This window comes from Pseudoalteromonas sp. J2K-J599, assembly GCF_059295115.2.
In genome coordinates, this window is the sequence record NZ_CM200271.1 from 3,176,639 (window position 1) to 3,191,947 (window position 15,309).

General features: G+C 39.5%; 16 protein-coding genes and 1 riboswitch. Of the genes, 5 read left to right on the plus strand and 11 right to left on the minus strand.

The window, feature by feature from the left end; translation table 11 throughout:
• Positions 1-23 precede the first annotated feature (23 nt).
• A complete protein-coding gene (locus AC5NT5_RS14305; RefSeq protein WP_024604197.1) occupies positions 24-722 on the minus strand; it encodes a tRNA1(Val) (adenine(37)-N6)-methyltransferase in 699 nt (232 codons plus the stop codon).
• 75 nt (positions 723-797) lie between these two features.
• Here AC5NT5_RS14305 and srmB point away from each other — a divergent pair, with 75 nt between their 5' ends.
• The gene (srmB, locus tag AC5NT5_RS14310) at positions 798-2,024 is read left to right on the plus strand and encodes an ATP-dependent RNA helicase SrmB (protein ID WP_494513913.1); all 1,227 of its coding nucleotides are present in this window, start codon (positions 798-800) and stop codon (positions 2,022-2,024) included.
• Positions 2,025-2,297: 273 nt separating this feature from the next.
• The gene (locus tag AC5NT5_RS14315; RefSeq protein ID WP_002961403.1) at positions 2,298-2,618 is read left to right on the plus strand and encodes a BON domain-containing protein; all 321 of its coding nucleotides are present in this window, start codon (positions 2,298-2,300) and stop codon (positions 2,616-2,618) included.
• 837 nt (positions 2,619-3,455) lie between these two features.
• Here AC5NT5_RS14315 and AC5NT5_RS14320 read toward each other — a convergent pair.
• Both AC5NT5_RS14320 and yaaA read right to left on the minus strand, forming a co-directional pair.
• Positions 3,456-4,412, minus strand: a complete 957-nt coding sequence (locus AC5NT5_RS14320) for a mechanosensitive ion channel family protein (protein ID WP_024596180.1) — start codon at positions 4,410-4,412, stop codon at positions 3,456-3,458.
• Positions 4,413-4,532: 120 nt separating this feature from the next.
• Positions 4,533-5,312: a peroxide stress protein YaaA gene (gene yaaA / locus AC5NT5_RS14325; protein WP_494513912.1), complete on the minus strand. Its 780-nt coding sequence runs from the start codon at positions 5,310-5,312 to the stop codon at positions 4,533-4,535.
• A 225-nt stretch (positions 5,313-5,537) separates the two neighbouring features.
• Here yaaA and tal point away from each other — a divergent pair, with 225 nt between their 5' ends.
• Positions 5,538-6,488, plus strand: a complete 951-nt coding sequence (tal, locus tag AC5NT5_RS14330; protein ID WP_002961397.1) for a transaldolase — start codon at positions 5,538-5,540, stop codon at positions 6,486-6,488.
• 213 nt (positions 6,489-6,701) lie between these two features.
• Positions 6,702-6,890: a DUF3545 family protein gene (locus AC5NT5_RS14335; protein WP_002961395.1), complete on the plus strand. Its 189-nt coding sequence runs from the start codon at positions 6,702-6,704 to the stop codon at positions 6,888-6,890.
• A gap of 87 nt (positions 6,891-6,977) precedes the next feature.
• Here the strand turns inward: AC5NT5_RS14335 and ung are convergent, their stop codons facing one another.
• The 8 genes from ung to AC5NT5_RS14375 form a co-directional block, all read right to left on the minus strand.
• Positions 6,978-7,640, minus strand: coding sequence for a uracil-DNA glycosylase (ung, locus tag AC5NT5_RS14340; protein ID WP_494513911.1), 663 nt, complete (start codon positions 7,638-7,640; stop codon positions 6,978-6,980).
• Complete coding sequence (locus AC5NT5_RS14345; RefSeq protein ID WP_494513910.1) at positions 7,637-8,497, minus strand: cobalamin-binding protein; 861 nt, start codon at positions 8,495-8,497, stop codon at positions 7,637-7,639. Before AC5NT5_RS14345 ends, ung begins: the two co-directional genes overlap by 4 nt.
• Positions 8,497-9,096, minus strand: coding sequence for a cob(I)yrinic acid a,c-diamide adenosyltransferase (gene cobO, locus AC5NT5_RS14350; RefSeq protein WP_024604202.1), 600 nt, complete (start codon positions 9,094-9,096; stop codon positions 8,497-8,499). The genes AC5NT5_RS14345 and cobO overlap by 1 nt, the downstream gene beginning before the upstream one ends.
• Positions 9,089-10,573, minus strand: a complete 1,485-nt coding sequence (locus AC5NT5_RS14355) for a cobyric acid synthase (RefSeq protein WP_494513909.1) — start codon at positions 10,571-10,573, stop codon at positions 9,089-9,091. Before AC5NT5_RS14355 ends, cobO begins: the two co-directional genes overlap by 8 nt.
• Positions 10,574-10,577: 4 nt before the next feature.
• A complete protein-coding gene (locus AC5NT5_RS14360; protein WP_024604204.1) occupies positions 10,578-11,582 on the minus strand; it encodes a FecCD family ABC transporter permease in 1,005 nt (334 codons plus the stop codon).
• Position 11,583: 1 nt separating this feature from the next.
• Positions 11,584-12,396 (minus strand): ABC transporter ATP-binding protein, encoded by an 813-nt coding sequence (locus AC5NT5_RS14365; protein WP_494513908.1) that lies wholly within the window; start codon positions 12,394-12,396, stop codon positions 11,584-11,586.
• Between the two features lie 247 nt (positions 12,397-12,643).
• A riboswitch (cobalamin riboswitch) is annotated at positions 12,644-12,783 on the minus strand.
• A gap of 56 nt (positions 12,784-12,839) precedes the next feature.
• Entirely contained in the window at positions 12,840-13,772 is a 933-nt protein-coding gene (locus tag AC5NT5_RS14370) for a porin (RefSeq protein WP_002961381.1), read from the minus strand.
• Positions 13,773-13,938: 166 nt separating this feature from the next.
• Positions 13,939-14,811 carry a LysR family transcriptional regulator gene (locus AC5NT5_RS14375; protein ID WP_024596245.1) on the minus strand — a complete coding sequence of 291 codons (873 nt, stop codon included), beginning with the start codon at positions 14,809-14,811 and terminating at the stop codon, positions 13,939-13,941.
• 91 nt (positions 14,812-14,902) lie between these two features.
• On the opposite strand from AC5NT5_RS14375, the gene AC5NT5_RS14380 reads away from it, so the two are divergent.
• On the plus strand, positions 14,903-15,277 hold the full coding sequence (locus AC5NT5_RS14380) for a MaoP family protein (protein WP_002961378.1): 375 nt from the start codon (positions 14,903-14,905) through the stop codon (positions 15,275-15,277).
• The last annotated feature ends 32 nt before the right edge of the window (positions 15,278-15,309 follow it).

Here is a 15,309-nt window from a genome sequence, read left to right on the forward strand (position 1 = left end):
TTCGTTCCTATTTTACAATTGCTTTACATTTTCAAATAAAATGCTTTGCACAGAGCTATATAATCAGCGGTGTAGGTATTATCTAAGTTTCTAATACACAGAATTGATGTTTCTATATCGCTTTTTACGTAGCTAAATGCCATTAAACTGCGGCTAATATCTTTATTAGGCGTGGCTTTTACTTGGCAATGAGCATTTAAATAAAGCCCATTTTGAGTAGCAAGCTCAATAAATAATGCGCCTTCAACGCTTGGGAGTATTAAGCTAAAGCGAGAACCACTATGGCTTAAGCGTTTAAAGGCATTTATTAACTCTTCAAAACTTAAGCCGTCGGTATGGCGTGCGGTATTACGCGCAGCATTATCGCCTTTTAAACTGTGATTAAAATACGGTGGATTAGAGATAACAACATCAAATTTAACTTCACTACTAAAGCTTTGAATAGTTTGGTGCTTAATACTTATTGTTGGCCACGGACTATTAGCTACATTTTGTAATGCTTGGGTATAGGCGCTTTCGTCAATTTCTACCGCAGTTATATCAAGCTCATTACTGCGCTGCTTACACATTAATGCTAGTAAGCCGGTCCCTGTGCCTATATCAAGTAATGACTTTGCACCGCTTAAATTAGCCCATGCGCCAAGCAAAATGCCATCGGTAGAAACTTTCATTGCACAGTCGTCGTGTTCAACTTTAAATTGTTTAAATACAAAACCAGACATTTTTTCACCTTTTCATTCACCAAGCGCAGCATAGCGCGTATAATCAGGGTAATTGTCCCTTATTTTAGACACTCTATGCAATTTTCTGAATTTGATCTTGATAACAAGCTACTCGATGCCATTAATAAAATGGGCTACGAGACGCCAACCAGCATTCAACAACAAGCTATTCCTGAAGCACTACAGGGGCGCGATATTTTAGCATCTGCGCCTACTGGTACAGGTAAAACAGCGGCATTTTTAATTCCGGCTATTCAGTACTTACTGGATTTCCCACGTCGTGATCCTGGTTTTGCGCGCGTCCTCGTTATGACCCCGACTCGTGAGTTGGCTTATCAAATTCATGAACAATGTGAACTGTTAGCTAAACGCACACACCTAAAAATTGGTGTAGTAACAGGCGGTATTAACTACGGCACGCATAAAGAAATTTTCGAAAAAAATAACGATATTTTAATCGCCACACCAGGTCGATTAATGGAATACCTAGAAACCGAAAACTTTCATGCTGAACACGTAGAAATGCTTATTATCGATGAAGCAGATCGCATGTTAGACATGGGTTTCAAAAAAGAAATGAGCCGTATTTGTGACGAAGCTAAAAATCGTCGCCAATGTTTTTTATTCTCAGCAACACTCGAAGGTGACAGCGTAGAAAGATTTGCTGAAAAAACATTAAACGACCCTGCACTGCTTGAAGCTGAATCGTCACGTAAAGAAAAAGCTAAAATTCACCAGTGGGTACATTTAGCCGATGACTATCATCACAAACTAGAGCTTTTAGTAAATACCTTAAATGGTCCAGACGTGACTAAAGCAATTGTGTTTGTTAAAACCCGTGAGCGTTTAGAAACACTGATTGGCGAGCTAACCAATAACGGCGTTAAAGCAGCTTGGTTACGCGGCGAAATGCCACAAGACAAACGCATGAAAGCCATGGAAAACTTCCACAGTGGCAAAACACGTATCTTAATTGCTACCGACGTAGCTGCACGTGGTATTGACGTATCTGACATCAGCCACGTTATTAACTTTGATATGCCGCGTACTGCCGACGTATACGTACATCGTATTGGTCGTACTGGCCGTGCTGGTAAAAAAGGGATTGCAATATCATTAGTTGAAGCACACGACATTGGTATTTTATATAAAGTAGAGCGCTACGTTGAACAAAAACTAAAACGCCGTGTAATTAAAGGTGTTGAGCCACAACATAAAGAAGCTAAGCCGCCGGCTAAAAAGCGTAAAGATCCAGCAAAAATGAAAGCCAAGAAAAAGGCTAAGGTTAAAAAGAAAAAGTAACCTAACATATTTTTATTCTAAGCCGACTTTTGTCGGCTTTTTTAATGCAAGCCTTACAGGCTCTGATGTTTGTACCTGTTACATATGTAACCCAAGCATGTAACTCATACTCATTTAAATGTAATTTTTGCCCACCTGAATTCCCACTTAATAAAATTCCCTTATATTTCATAGCGTTAATATTGGCACCGAAATTGTAACTACAAAGATAACCTAGCCGATGGAATTTCCATTTTGTGGCTGCACTATTCACCGTAATGTAAGGATTAAGTTATGAACCGCTTCAAGTTAACTATCGCTTTAGTATCATTTTGTTGTTTATTTTTATTAGCTTGCGCTACAAAGGTAAGTGCAGCAACCAACATGGCCGTAGTAAGCAGTGTAGCCACTCAACCTAACCTACAACAAACTATCACCAACACCCTACGAACTAATCCTAACCTAGCGTTAAGTGATATTCGTGTGCAGGTAAAAAATGGTGAAGTAGATTTATACGGTGAAGCACAAACTGGTTTTCAGCGCGCACTAGCTCAAAAATTTCTAGAAAATATAGATGGGGTTAAAATCATTCGTAACAAAATTAGCGTTATTTAATACGCACCAAAAAACTTATTCGTATAACTAATTCATAAGCGCGGCTTGTTACTCCAACACAAGCTGCGCTTTTTTATATTCAGTTTAAGGCAAGCTTTGCTGCTATAAAAAAGATAAAACAAAACCTCGGGCGTGTAGACCTTTCGTGATTGATTTTGCAGCTGTATGTTTGGTTTTTAGGCAAGGCAGAGCCTATGTAGTGTGGTTATTCCCCATAAATAGGCGATAACGCAGCATAAATGCCAAACATGCGCTGCCCTTTGGGTTCTTTCTAGGGACGATTAACTCTTTGTTGCTCGGTTTTTACTTAGCCCACTAGGTTACAAACCTCGCGCCGCGATTTAACCGCCCCTAGATTGAACAAATTTCAATCAACAAAGGTCAACACGCCCTAAGCAATGCGATTATTCCTCCCCTTAAAACGATAGCTCACACTTATACTTATGAAGATAAATTTAGAATTGATGCTAGCGTGTTTGTCTTCGCTCTTTTAACCCTTAAGTTAACCCAATTGATACTGAAAAAGCTTACACAGATTCTTTAGCCGACCTAACGGGCTTAAAAAGGATGATTTAGTTATTGAAATAGATGAGGGCGTTATTTCAGAGTGTGCAGCAAAGGCAGTGAGAAAATCGTTGGGTAAACACTACTTTTACTTGTTAATACTCCCATGGCCAAACGCAACTAATTAGAATTGATATTAAATAAACACAAACTAGATATTTAAACTTTTAGCTAATAATCCGTTTATAAAAAAAGCGCATTTTTACTCTGTAAAAATGCGCTGTTGGTAAGTAACTATTTCCCAATGCTTTTGCCTAATGAGCTTTAACTAAATTACTCACTTTGGCTAGAGTCAGCACCGTCGCTACTATCTTTATTAGATGACTGCTGGCTTATTTTATCGCTTATCATGGCATCGAGTTTCTCACCGCCTTTAATGCCAAAGTCGAGCGTACGAATTGGGAATGGAATACTAATATCAGCTTCGTCTAATGCTTGCTTAACGGCAACAACACCTTTGTGGCGTACCGTCATAAAGTCAGGCTCGCCTGGGTATTTAATCCAAAACCACACCAGTAAGTTAATGCTGCTGTCGCCAAAACCTTCAGCGTATACGGCGGTTTCGTCTTTACGTATTACAAAGTCAAATTCGTTAATTTTATCGACTATAACGTCTTTTGCTTTTTCTATGTCGTCGCCATACGAAATACCTACGGGTACTTCTATGCGCCTTATACCTAGCGTAGTGTAATTTTTGAGTACATTTCTAAATAAGACTTTATTTGGTACGAGTATTAATTGCCCGTAAAAGCTCTCTATTAGCGTGTTACGTAGGTTTATAGAATGCACCGAACCAAACACATCATCGGTTTCTATGACATCACCTGTTTTAAATGGCTTACGTACACCCATTGCTATACCTGCAATTAGGTTTTCGGTCATGTCTTGAAACGCAAAACCAATGGCTAAACCCACAATACCCGCACCAGCAAGTAGCGAAGTAACGGTGCCTTTTAAGCCAACAAAATCGAGCGCTATAAATAAACCTATGCACAACACAATAACTTTAAATATTGACGCCATTAAATCGGCAATTTGCGTTGAGTCGAGTGAGCGGCGTAATACGTTTTTCATCAGCTTGCCAGCAAAGCGTGCCAATATTGAAAATACTATGGCAATTACAATTGCCACTATAAAATTAGGGATATGGCTGATGACAACATCAAACCACCCTCCGAGCTTTTCTTCTATTAGTTTTTCGGCTTCGCCAACTGACGGAATACTGATCATTTTGTTTGCACCTATTTAATTAATAATCTCATTAATATTAGATATAGTTGCAAATATAACGCCAGTATCAAAAAAGCCATGCAATGCATGGCTTTTCAATTGTTTATTTAAGCTTATGACCTAATTTTGTTCGTCGCGCATAAATACCGGCTCAAGCTCTTTAACTGTTGCCTCAGGGCTAAAGTAATAACCCGCCACAGTAAACTCTTTAAGCTGACTTAATTGCGTTACTTTATTTTCGATAATGTAGCGCGCCATCATGCCGCGTGCTTTTTTAGCGTAAAAGCTAATTACCTTGTATTGACCGTTTTTACAGTCTTTAAAGTGTGGGGTAATAATTTGTACATTTAATGCTTTTTTATCTACCGCTTTAAAGTATTCGTTTGAAGCAAGGTTAACGAGGTATTGTGCGTCTTGTGCTTTTAATACTTCGTTTAGTTTGTTCGCTATTACGCTGCCCCAAAACTCGTATAAGTTTTTGCCACGCGAGTTTTCAAGCTTGGTGCCCATTTCAAGGCGATAAGCTTGCATTAAATCAAGTGGTTTTAATAAACCGTATAAACCCGAAAGTATACGTAAATGGTTTTGTGCGTAATCAAGCTCGCTAGCTTTAAGCGTGCTTGCATCTAAACCGCCGTATACATCGCCATTAAAGGCAAGCACTGCTTGTTTAGCGTTACTTTGAGTAAACGGCTGCGCCCACTCGCTAAAGCGTGCTGCGTTAAGCCCAGATAGCTTATCGCTAATTTTCATTAAACTGCCAATTTGCGCTGGTGTTAGTTCACGGCATACTTTCATGAGCTCTTCGCTGTGCTCTAGTAATTCAGGCTGAGTGAACTTGTCTGTTGCGGGTGGCGTTTCGTAATCAAGATTTTTTGCAGGTGAAATAACAGTGATCATAGTTAGCTATTGACTTGTAATTTATTTAGTGTCAATTTCAACATTAAATGAAACGAAAAGCACGTTTTGTTTAAATAAATCCTCTCTTAATAACTCATGCATTGCCGTTTTTCTATTGATAAGGACATAAGACCTATCAAGCATTGTCACACTGTTGCAGTATGGATTGTATATATTAAGAGTGATTAGATTTTTCTTTTAACTTGCTTGGAATGAGGAAAGCAAATGACTTCAGCTCTACAAAGGCTAAAACAACATTCATCTATCGTAGCCGACACTGGTGATATTGAAGCTATTAAAAAGCATCAACCAGAAGATGCAACTACAAACCCGTCGCTTTTATTAAAAGCGAGCGAGATTGAAGCATATAAGCCTTACCTAGATAAAGCTTGGAGCTATGCAAAAGAAACCGAGCAAGAGCCAGCTAAACAACTTGAACTAGCATGTGATTACTTTGCTGTGTTACTTGGTAAAGAAATTAGTGAGATTGTACCTGGTTATATTTCTACTGAAGTAGATGCACGCCTTTCGTTTAATACGCAAGCGACTATTGATAAAGCACATACTCTACTTAGCCTTTACGAAAAAGAAGGTGTAAGCAAAGACAAAATTTTAATCAAAGTAGCGTCTACGTGGGAAGGTATTAAAGCCGCTGAGCAACTAGAAAAAGAAGGTACTAAATGTAACCTTACTTTATTATTTAGCGATGCCCAAGCTCGCGCATGTGCCGATGCAAACGTATTTCTAATTTCGCCATTTGTAGGGCGTATTTTAGATTGGCATGTTGCTAACGGTATGGAAAAACCAACCGATCCGCTACAAGATCCAGGTGTTCAGTCTGTACGCAGCATTTTTGAATTTTACAAACGCCATGACTACAAAACAGTTGTGATGGGTGCAAGTTTCCGTAATACAGGCGAAATTATTGCTCTTACTGGTTGCGACAAGCTAACAATTAGCCCTAATCTTTTAGAAGATTTAGGTAACCTTGAAGGCGCACAGGAATACTTGCTAGAAACAGATATTCCTAAAGAGCCAAAACCAGAGCCACTTACAGAAGCGCAGTTCCGTTGGTTACATAACCAAGATGCTATGGCTACTGAAAAACTAGCTGAAGGTATTCGCTCTTTTGCTGATGCACAAGAACAACTAGAAGCGCGTTTTAAAGCAATGTAATTTGCTATAATCGTGTTTTAGAAAACGTCGCAATAGCGGCGTTTTTTTATGCCTAAAATAGGCTACTTCTCTATTTAACCTTCATATAATCTTCGTATAAACCTTCATCAATCAATCACACTTATGTAACATAACAGTCACTTTTTTATTCTATTTTAACTAGGCCTGTGGTATAGGTATTCTTGAGGTCAATAAAATCAATAGGAGAAGTTCATGGATAGCCTAAACGATATATTAGAGATATTAGAAGGACCAGATACAACAAGAAAAACCTCTCAAAAAAATAAAAAAAGAAAATGGCGTGAAATAGAAGCAATAAAAGACAAACAGCGCCTACGTAAAGAACTACAAGAACTAGACTACTTTACAGACAGTATTGCAATTGATGAGCTCGATTTTTAATTCAATACGCCCCAACTAAACAAAAAGGCTTCCAGAATCTGGAAGCCTTTTTTAATGGTTTAAACAATTTGAGTTCTTTAGAATAAATTAGATTTGCCAGTTAATTGGCTTATCTTTTTGGGCTTGCAATAACTCATTCGTTTGTGAAAAATGCTTACAACCAAAAAAGCCTCTATGCGCCGAAAGCGGCGATGGGTGCGGCCCTTTTAAAACATGATGGCGAGCGCTATCTATGCCTTTACCCTTTTTTTGTGCATGTGCACCCCATAAAATAAATACCACACCTTCGCAGTGCTTATTAATATGGGCAATTACATTATCGGTAAATTGCTCCCATCCTAAATGCTTATGTGAATGCGCTTGTCCTTGCTCCACGGTCAATACTGTATTGAGTAAAAACACGCCCTGATCTGCCCAGCTTTGCAGGTAACCATACTCAGGAATAATAAACCTGCTGATGTCGACAGCTAACTCTTTGTACATATTTTTAAGCGACGGCGGCAGCTTTTTTACATCAGGCAATACCGAAAAACACAAGCCATGCGCTTGCCCCTCTCCGTGATATGGGTCTTGTCCTAAAATTACAACGCGGATGTCATTAAGTGCGGTGGCATCAAAAGCACTAAATACTTGAGCTTCAGGCGGGTAAACAGCAACACCTTCATTGCGGCGATTAGCCACATACTCTAACGTTTGCTGCATGTAAGTTTGCTGTAATTCACTTTCTAAAAATGTAGCCCAATCGCTCATTGTGTACTCTTAATCTGTTTACGTGATGCATCTATTTTATCACACATGTCCGCGAGTCCATCTAGCATGCGCGGAGTAAAACGATGTAATAAATCGGCATTTACGCTAATAAATTGATCATTTTTAACGGCGGGCACTTCTGGCCACTTTTGCCAATTAACAATCGGCTGTGGTGTTTTTGATTTTTCATCAGGGATAATAATAACTTGTGGCTTAGTAACAATGACATTTTCGATACTAATTTGCGGGTAATCTGTAATGCTTTGTGCAAATACATTACTTACATGGCATGTTTCAATCAGTTGGCTTATCCACGTATTTTTACTTACTGTCATCATGGGCTCAGCCCATAACTGATAAAATCCGGTAATATTTTTTTTATCTTGCTGGCTTTTAACAATCGCGTTTAGTTTTTGTGTAAATGCATTTGCCGCTTGCTGGCTTTGCTCAATATTCCCTGTAAATTCACCAAAAGTAAGTAACTCGTCGGCTACACCAGCGATTGTGGTGGGATCACTCAAATATACTTTTATACCTAAACGCTCTATTTGGGCTAAATCTTCGCTTTGGTTTCCGCTTTTCCACGCAATTACTAAATCAGGTTTAAGCGCTAACACTTTTTCAAGTGAGATACCGTAATAACCCCCTATGCGCTCAATACTTTGGGCTTCAGCAGGGTAGTCGGCGTAATCAACCGTGCCCACAATATTATCGCCCGCCCCTATGGCAAATAGGTTTTCGACTATATGTGGTGCAAGCGCGATTATTCGCAGTTTTTTAGAATCATTAGCCTGCTCTGCAAGTGCACTGCCCGATACACAAAAAAGCAGCCCCCCAATAAAAAACGCTTTAAACATTAGTAATCAAATCCTTCTAGCGCTTTTATGCCTGAGTCGAATGCATGTTTTACATTACGCACTTCGCTTACCGTGTCGGCAAGGTCGGTTAAAGTACGATGTGCTGCACGCCCTGTGATAATAACTGACTGCATTGGCGGGCGGTTATTAAGGGCTGTTACTACTTCATCTAAATCAACATAGCCGTATGTCACCATATACGTAAGCTCATCGAGTAATACTAAATCAATACTGCTATCAGCAAGCATGCGTTTTGACTCTTGCCATGTTGCTTGGGCGGCTGCGGTATCGGCTTCTTTATTTTGTGTATCCCAGGTAAAACCGGTGTTCATTACAACAAACTCAACGCCTGCACTTTGTAATAAATTACGCTCGCCACACTCCCACGTACCTTTAATATATTGGCAAACGGCTGCTTTTTTACCATGCCCTACGCAGCGTGCTACAACGCCAAAGCCTGAGGTTGATTTACCTTTACCGTTACCGGTAATTACCTGAAAAATACCTTTTACATCTTGTGCGGCGGCAACACGTGCATCCACTTGTTCTTTTACTTTTTGTTGGCGCTGCTTGTGCTTATCGTTGTTTTGTTCAGTCATTATTGTGCCCTTCATAAATCGAGATAATTTGCTGTATGTTTAAATGCGTTTCGCACATGGTTGCTAATCGTTCTAACTGCTGCTCGCGATGAGTGGCAATACTAATTGGGTTAATTGAGGCGCTTGGTTTTACCCATTTTAAAATTTGCGATGTAGCATCGGCTTCATCAAATAAGCCATGTAAATAAGTGCCCGCAATGGCGTTATCATCGCTAATAAAGCCATCGAACATAAAACCATGTGGGTGGCTTTTATCAAAGGTTAAAAATGGCTTATTAAGCGCTGCACCTTGGCTAATCCCTGCATGTATTTCGTAACCACTACAGGGTGTTGATTGGTTATTTAAAAGCAGTGTAGCGGTTATTTTAGTTAATACTTTTTGTGTTGTTAGCGTGGTTTCAAAATCGCACAGAGCAAGCCCATTTACTTGCTTTAATGACGATTCAATACCCTCGGGATCGTTGAGCGTATTGCCCAGCATTTGCATGCCGCCACAAATGCCAAGTACTTTACCACCATAGCGTAAGTGGCGTTTAATTTGAGTGTCCCAGCCTTCATTTTTCAAAAAACTTAAATCACCCAGCACATTTTTACTGCCTGGAAGAATTATCAGATCAACGTCTGGGATCGTTTGCGTATGGCGCACGTAATTTATATTAATGTTTGGGTGCAAACGCAGTGCGTCAAAATCGGTGTGGTTACTAATGTGGGGTACAAGCAGCACTGCAATATTAATTGTGGCGTTAGTTACGTTATTATCAATTGCGACGGCGTCTTCAGCATCAAGCGCAAGGTCGTGCAAATAAGGTAATACGCCAAGTACGGGTTTGTTTGTGTATTCTTCAAGCCAATCAAGCCCGCCTTGCAACAAACCTATATCGCCTCTAAAGCGATTTATAACAAAGCCTTTTACGCGCGCCTGTTCTGACTCGCTTAACAACGCAAGTGTACCTACCAAATGTGCAAATACGCCGCCTTTATCAATATCAGCAATAATAATTACCGGGCAATCGACCGCTTCGGCGTAGCCCATATTGGCAATATCGTTTTCACGCAGGTTTATTTCAGCAGGACTCCCTGCCCCTTCAACAAGAAGTAAATCAAAGCGTTTAGCTAAGCGGTTATGTGAGGTAATTACTGCATCCATCGCCACTTTTTTATAGTCGTGATATTTGCTCGCTTCCATATTAGTAATGGCTTTTCCGTGAATAATTACTTGTGCGCCCGTGTCGCTATTAGGTTTAAGCAATACGGGATTAAAATCTATTTCGGGCTCTACTTTAGCCGCTATTGCTTGCAAAGCTTGCGCACGACCAATTTCGCCACCATCTTTTGTTACTGCGCTATTAAGTGCCATATTTTGTGGTTTAAAAGGCGCAACTCTTACCCCACGCTTAGCAAACACTCTGCAAAGGGCTGCAACTAGGGTACTTTTACCTGCATCTGATGTAGTGCCTTGCACCATCAAGGTTTTCATAGAATTACACCCTTCGCTTTCTAAAAAATAATAAACTCAAAAAGAACACGCTACCAATAGCAGCAGTAATAACACCTACGGGCAGCTCTTGGTTTTTTAGCAAGGAGCGCGAAAGTACATCAACCCACACCATAAATGTACCGCCCACCAAGCTGGTTACTAGCAATCCCGCGATGGTGCCTTGGGAGATAAAAAAGCGCACAATGTGCGGTACCATTAATCCTACAAACCCAATACCGCCACACATAGCCACCAGCACAGCGGTAATTAATGAGCTTAAAACCAGCATAAGTATTCTAAAGCGCTGAACCCTCACACCTAATGTAATTGCGCTTTCATCGCCCAGTAACATAGCATTTAGCTGCCTTCTAAAGCTCAGCATTACAAACGTACACAATGTAATTACCAATAAAGGCAACCAAAGCGTAACCCACTGCGCACGCGAAAAGCTGCCCAGTGTCCAAAATAAAATAGCGGCTACCGCCTGAGGGTCGCTCCAATAAAGCAGCAAGCTGGTAAATGCACTAAATAAAAACGACAGAGCAACACCAGCTAATAACATTGATTCTACCTGTGCACTTTGCTGCCTACCTGCAATAAGTATTAATAAACTCATGGCGAGTAAGCTACCCAGCAATGCTGCTGCCGATAACATAAAACCTGCGCTAATACCTGCTAATGCCATAAGTAACACCACCCCAAATGAAGCACCCGACGATATACCAAATAAGTAAGGATCGGCTAAAGGGTTGCGCGTTACCGTTTGTAAAATAAGCCCCGCAATTGCTAAGCCAGAGCCGGCTAAAAAGGCGAGTAATGTGCGTGGCATTCTTAGTTCAAAAATAATACGCGAATTAAAAGACGCATCATTTGAGAGTAAAAAGCTATTAAATACATCTTGAAGTGAGGTCTCTGCTGCGCCAAAACTAAGTGCTGCAAATAAGCTAAATAAAGCAGCTGCAGCACTGATAAATAGCGCAAGTGATTGGCGAGTATTAACTGCGCTCATATTATTCGTAACCATAAAAGTAAGTGATATGAGGGATGCTATTTCCCGACTCCGATATTTGCGGGTGGTTATTTACTTGAGCGCAGACACCAAAAACGTCGCCTAGCATGTTTTCGGTTAATACCTCACTTGGCGTGCCTGTATGTGTAATTTCACCATTTTTAATAACCACTAGTTCATCGCACATTGCAGAAGCTAAGTTTAAATCGTGAAACGATGCAAACACCGTTACACCCAACGATTTAGCAAGCTCCATCACCTGTATTTGGTATTTAACATCTAAATGGCTAGTTGGCTCGTCCATTATTAACAGTTGAGGTTGCTGAACTATGGCGCGGGCTATCAAGGCACGTTGCTTTTCACCGCCTGAGAGTGATTCAAAGCTTTGATCACTATGATCTACTAACCCAACGGTATTGATAGCTTGAATAACTTTTTGTTTATCAGTGTTAGTTACTGAGCTAAATAGCGATTTATGAGGCGTTAGCCCAAGCGCAATAACATCAAATACGCTTAAGTTAAATTGCGACGGGGTTTCTTGTAAAACAACCGCTACTTTTTTTGCGTACTCATCGCTTTTTAGCTGCCAAATATCTGTGCTGTTAAATTCTACAACGCCATTACTTGGTTTATTAAAACGATATAGACAACGCAATAAGCTCGATTTACCTGCGCCATTGGGACCAATCAAACCAACAAATTTACCTGTGGTTATTTTAAGGTTTATTTTTTTGAGAATCGTTTTATTGCCAATATCCCACGATACGTTTTTAACGTTTAGCAATGGTGTATTTAATGGCGTTTGAGTGTGCAATAGTCAGTCCTAGACGGGATTAAACTCACTAAAAATGCGATAAAAATACTAATGCACTACAAGAAAAAATGAGTAAACCCGCTCGTTAAAAGAATTCATACCAATTGCATTAAATTAGTGATTTATTATAGCGACAAATAAATAGCTTAATAACAAGGCGGAAATTATGACATATACTTGTTCTATATGAATAATTTTTAACGAAGTTAGTAAGTTATTTAATTCGCTAGAAAGATCATGTTTTTAATAAAATTGGTATTATACCATTTGTATCTGACTTAAAGCTTTGCGCTAATTACAGTTGCGGGAACAGTCGAGGACTCGCACCTCATTCCAAATGAAGCTCTATTATGGGCGGCTAAGTAAATAATTTAAAGCAAAAAAAAACCGCACTCAAAAGAGCGCGGTTAAAAAGGGAGTGTTTTAACTAATTTAGCGAATAGTTAAAACTTGTATTCCATACCTAAGCCTACGTAGTCTTGGTCAACGTTGTTGTCCATGTCGAAGCTTGAGTAAAAGCCAAATACTTTAATGTTTTTATTTAATTTGTGATCAAGACCAACTGATATTGCTGACTTATCGTCGCTGTCGTCAAAGTCCATGTCTTGGTATTGTACTTTAAATGTGTTGTTACCCATGCTGTAAGCTGCATTTAATAGATAACCATCCGCTTCTGCGCTGCCGTCAACTTTTTCTTGTGTTTGGTACATTGCACCTAACTTAAAGTTTTCAACTTTACCTTGGATTGACGCGCGTACTACATCGTAGCCATTTACTTCACTATCGGCTGCAATAGAGGCGTATACCGCGCTCTTTTTAAGTGCCACGTCACCGTAGGTCACTGCCATTGAGTAACCGTTATCAGCGTCTACATCATCTTCAGCTACAAAAGTAGCAAGTACTTTAAAGCCTTCGTATGAGTTTGATGAATAACTAACTGTATTTCCTAAGCGGTTTTCACCTTTAAATACATTTTTAATGTCGCCTTCAAGGTCGTTAAACAAGTCTAACTTACCTTGAGATTGTTTAAGCGCAGTATCGTTACGACCAATAACCACTTGGCCAAACGCACCTTTTAAACCAACGTATTGGTTACGCGCAGAAATATTGTCGTCGTTATCGCCTTTTGAATCAGCATCAGACACATCAACTTGAAACTCAAACTTATATACCGCTTCTAAACTATCATTTATTTTTTCAGAACCTTTAACACCAAGACGAGATGCATTACTTTTTATCTCAGTAAAAGATCCTTCGCCGTCATCAGATGATTGCACTGTTACATTCGCTTTACCGTAAATGTCTACATCGGCAAGTGCATTAAAAGATAAACCACTTAATAGTGCTAAGCATAAGCTCGATTTTACAAATTTCATGTTATTTCCTTGGATAATCACAAAAGACTAATTTTTAAAACTGCTGCATTTTGTCACCGCTAAATGACAGTAATATTACAATGGAAATATTAATGTCTTTTTTTATTAATAAAAATGCATTAAATTTGAAATCAAAATAACATGAAAGCCTAATAAACGGCCGAACTTACTTACTTTTCTTCAATGACAAGCTTGGGGTCATTTGCGATAGTAAATTAACTAAGGTTTCTATTAACTCTTTTTGCTCGTTGTCTCTGTGATACGCTATAAACACGTCTCGCGAGGTATTTTCTACATCTTTAACATGAAACAGTTCACCTTTTTCTAAATGCCCTTCTACCAATACTTGAGGTATAAATGCACTGCCGCCACATTGCAGTATTAAATCAAGTGCAATACGTCCTGTGCTAGTTCTAAAGTAAGGTGGCGTTTTTCCTGTAAACTGGCGTGCATGCCAAAGAGAAAAAGTAGTTCCCCAATCAACATATACATACTGATTATCAAAAAAGTTTTCGTTGGTTGCTGTGTCATATCCGCTTACAGGAATGATTGGCAACTCACAAATTCGCTCTACTACTAACTCGTCTACTTTTGGTGGATCAAACAATATTGCCAAATCAAGCGTGCGCTCTAATAATAGTCGAGTGCTTTCTTGTTGTGCTTTAACTTCTGCAACCAACGACACGCCCGGCATCGCCGATACAATATTTGTTATACCAAACTGTAAAAAAGCATCCCAAATATTAGGCGTTCCTGCTAAGCTAATTTGCTTATGCATATTATCGGCAAGCGCAACATCTACTTTGGCGCGCTGCATACCTGTAATAATCATTTGCGCGTGCGGTAATAAGCGCTCGCCAGGTGCTGTAAGTTGAATGTTATTACGCTGGCGAATAAACAAATTAACACCAAGCCCTTGCTCTAATTGGCGAATTCTAAAGCTCACTGCAGACTGCGTAATATAAAGGTTTTCGGCCGCTTTACCAAAGTGACGCGTACGCACTACCTCAACGAATGTTTTTAATAAATCGATATCCAATTTTTTATCCTCACGATAAAAATAATTTGTTTAATAAATTGCCAAACTTGCATCATACTCCATCTAATTACTAAGGTATGAGGATAAAGCTATGAGCAATAACATTTCATTACTACGCCAAGCATTTGTTAGCCAACGTCAATTTTATGATGATCAAAACTTTCCACGAGGCTTTAGCCGCAGCGGAAACTTCACCTTATTAGAAGCCAGCATACTTGAACAACACGGAGTTGTTTTAAAAGGCTTATACAGTAAAACAATTGAGCCGCAAAACGAACACCAAGAACAGTTTGTAGCAGTCGTAACTGGCTCACAAGAACCTACTAACCCAATCGAACGAGCTTGGGTAAAATACTTAAAGCTAACGACCTGTAAAACTAAATTTCATACTTTATTTGGCCGTTCAAAAATGTCAGGGCCAGCACCAATTAGCCAAGAGTATTATTCAGAAGCGGATAACCTGTAAGTACTTAAGTTATTTGCTTTTTTGCGTTTTAA

What these genes read in the sequence shown, in the direction of transcription:
- AC5NT5_RS14305 (WP_024604197.1), bottom strand. Translation starts at nt 722, where the DNA reads ATGTCTGGTTTTGTATTTAAACAATTTAAAGTTGAACACGACGACTGT.
- srmB (WP_494513913.1), top strand. Translation starts at nt 798, where the DNA reads ATGCAATTTTCTGAATTTGATCTTGATAACAAGCTACTCGATGCCATT.
- AC5NT5_RS14315 (WP_002961403.1), top strand. Translation starts at nt 2,298, where the DNA reads ATGAACCGCTTCAAGTTAACTATCGCTTTAGTATCATTTTGTTGTTTA.
- AC5NT5_RS14320 (WP_024596180.1), bottom strand. Translation starts at nt 4,412, where the DNA reads ATGATCAGTATTCCGTCAGTTGGCGAAGCCGAAAAACTAATAGAAGAA.
- yaaA (WP_494513912.1), bottom strand. Translation starts at nt 5,312, where the DNA reads ATGATCACTGTTATTTCACCTGCAAAAAATCTTGATTACGAAACGCCA.
- tal (WP_002961397.1), top strand. Translation starts at nt 5,538, where the DNA reads ATGACTTCAGCTCTACAAAGGCTAAAACAACATTCATCTATCGTAGCC.
- AC5NT5_RS14335 (WP_002961395.1), top strand. Translation starts at nt 6,702, where the DNA reads ATGGATAGCCTAAACGATATATTAGAGATATTAGAAGGACCAGATACA.
- ung (WP_494513911.1), bottom strand. Translation starts at nt 7,640, where the DNA reads ATGAGCGATTGGGCTACATTTTTAGAAAGTGAATTACAGCAAACTTAC.
- AC5NT5_RS14345 (WP_494513910.1), bottom strand. Translation starts at nt 8,497, where the DNA reads ATGTTTAAAGCGTTTTTTATTGGGGGGCTGCTTTTTTGTGTATCGGGC.
- cobO (WP_024604202.1), bottom strand. Translation starts at nt 9,096, where the DNA reads ATGACTGAACAAAACAACGATAAGCACAAGCAGCGCCAACAAAAAGTA.
- AC5NT5_RS14355 (WP_494513909.1), bottom strand. Translation starts at nt 10,573, where the DNA reads ATGAAAACCTTGATGGTGCAAGGCACTACATCAGATGCAGGTAAAAGT.
- AC5NT5_RS14360 (WP_024604204.1), bottom strand. Translation starts at nt 11,582, where the DNA reads ATGAGCGCAGTTAATACTCGCCAATCACTTGCGCTATTTATCAGTGCT.
- AC5NT5_RS14370 (WP_002961381.1), bottom strand. Translation starts at nt 13,772, where the DNA reads ATGAAATTTGTAAAATCGAGCTTATGCTTAGCACTATTAAGTGGTTTA.
- AC5NT5_RS14380 (WP_002961378.1), top strand. Translation starts at nt 14,903, where the DNA reads ATGAGCAATAACATTTCATTACTACGCCAAGCATTTGTTAGCCAACGT.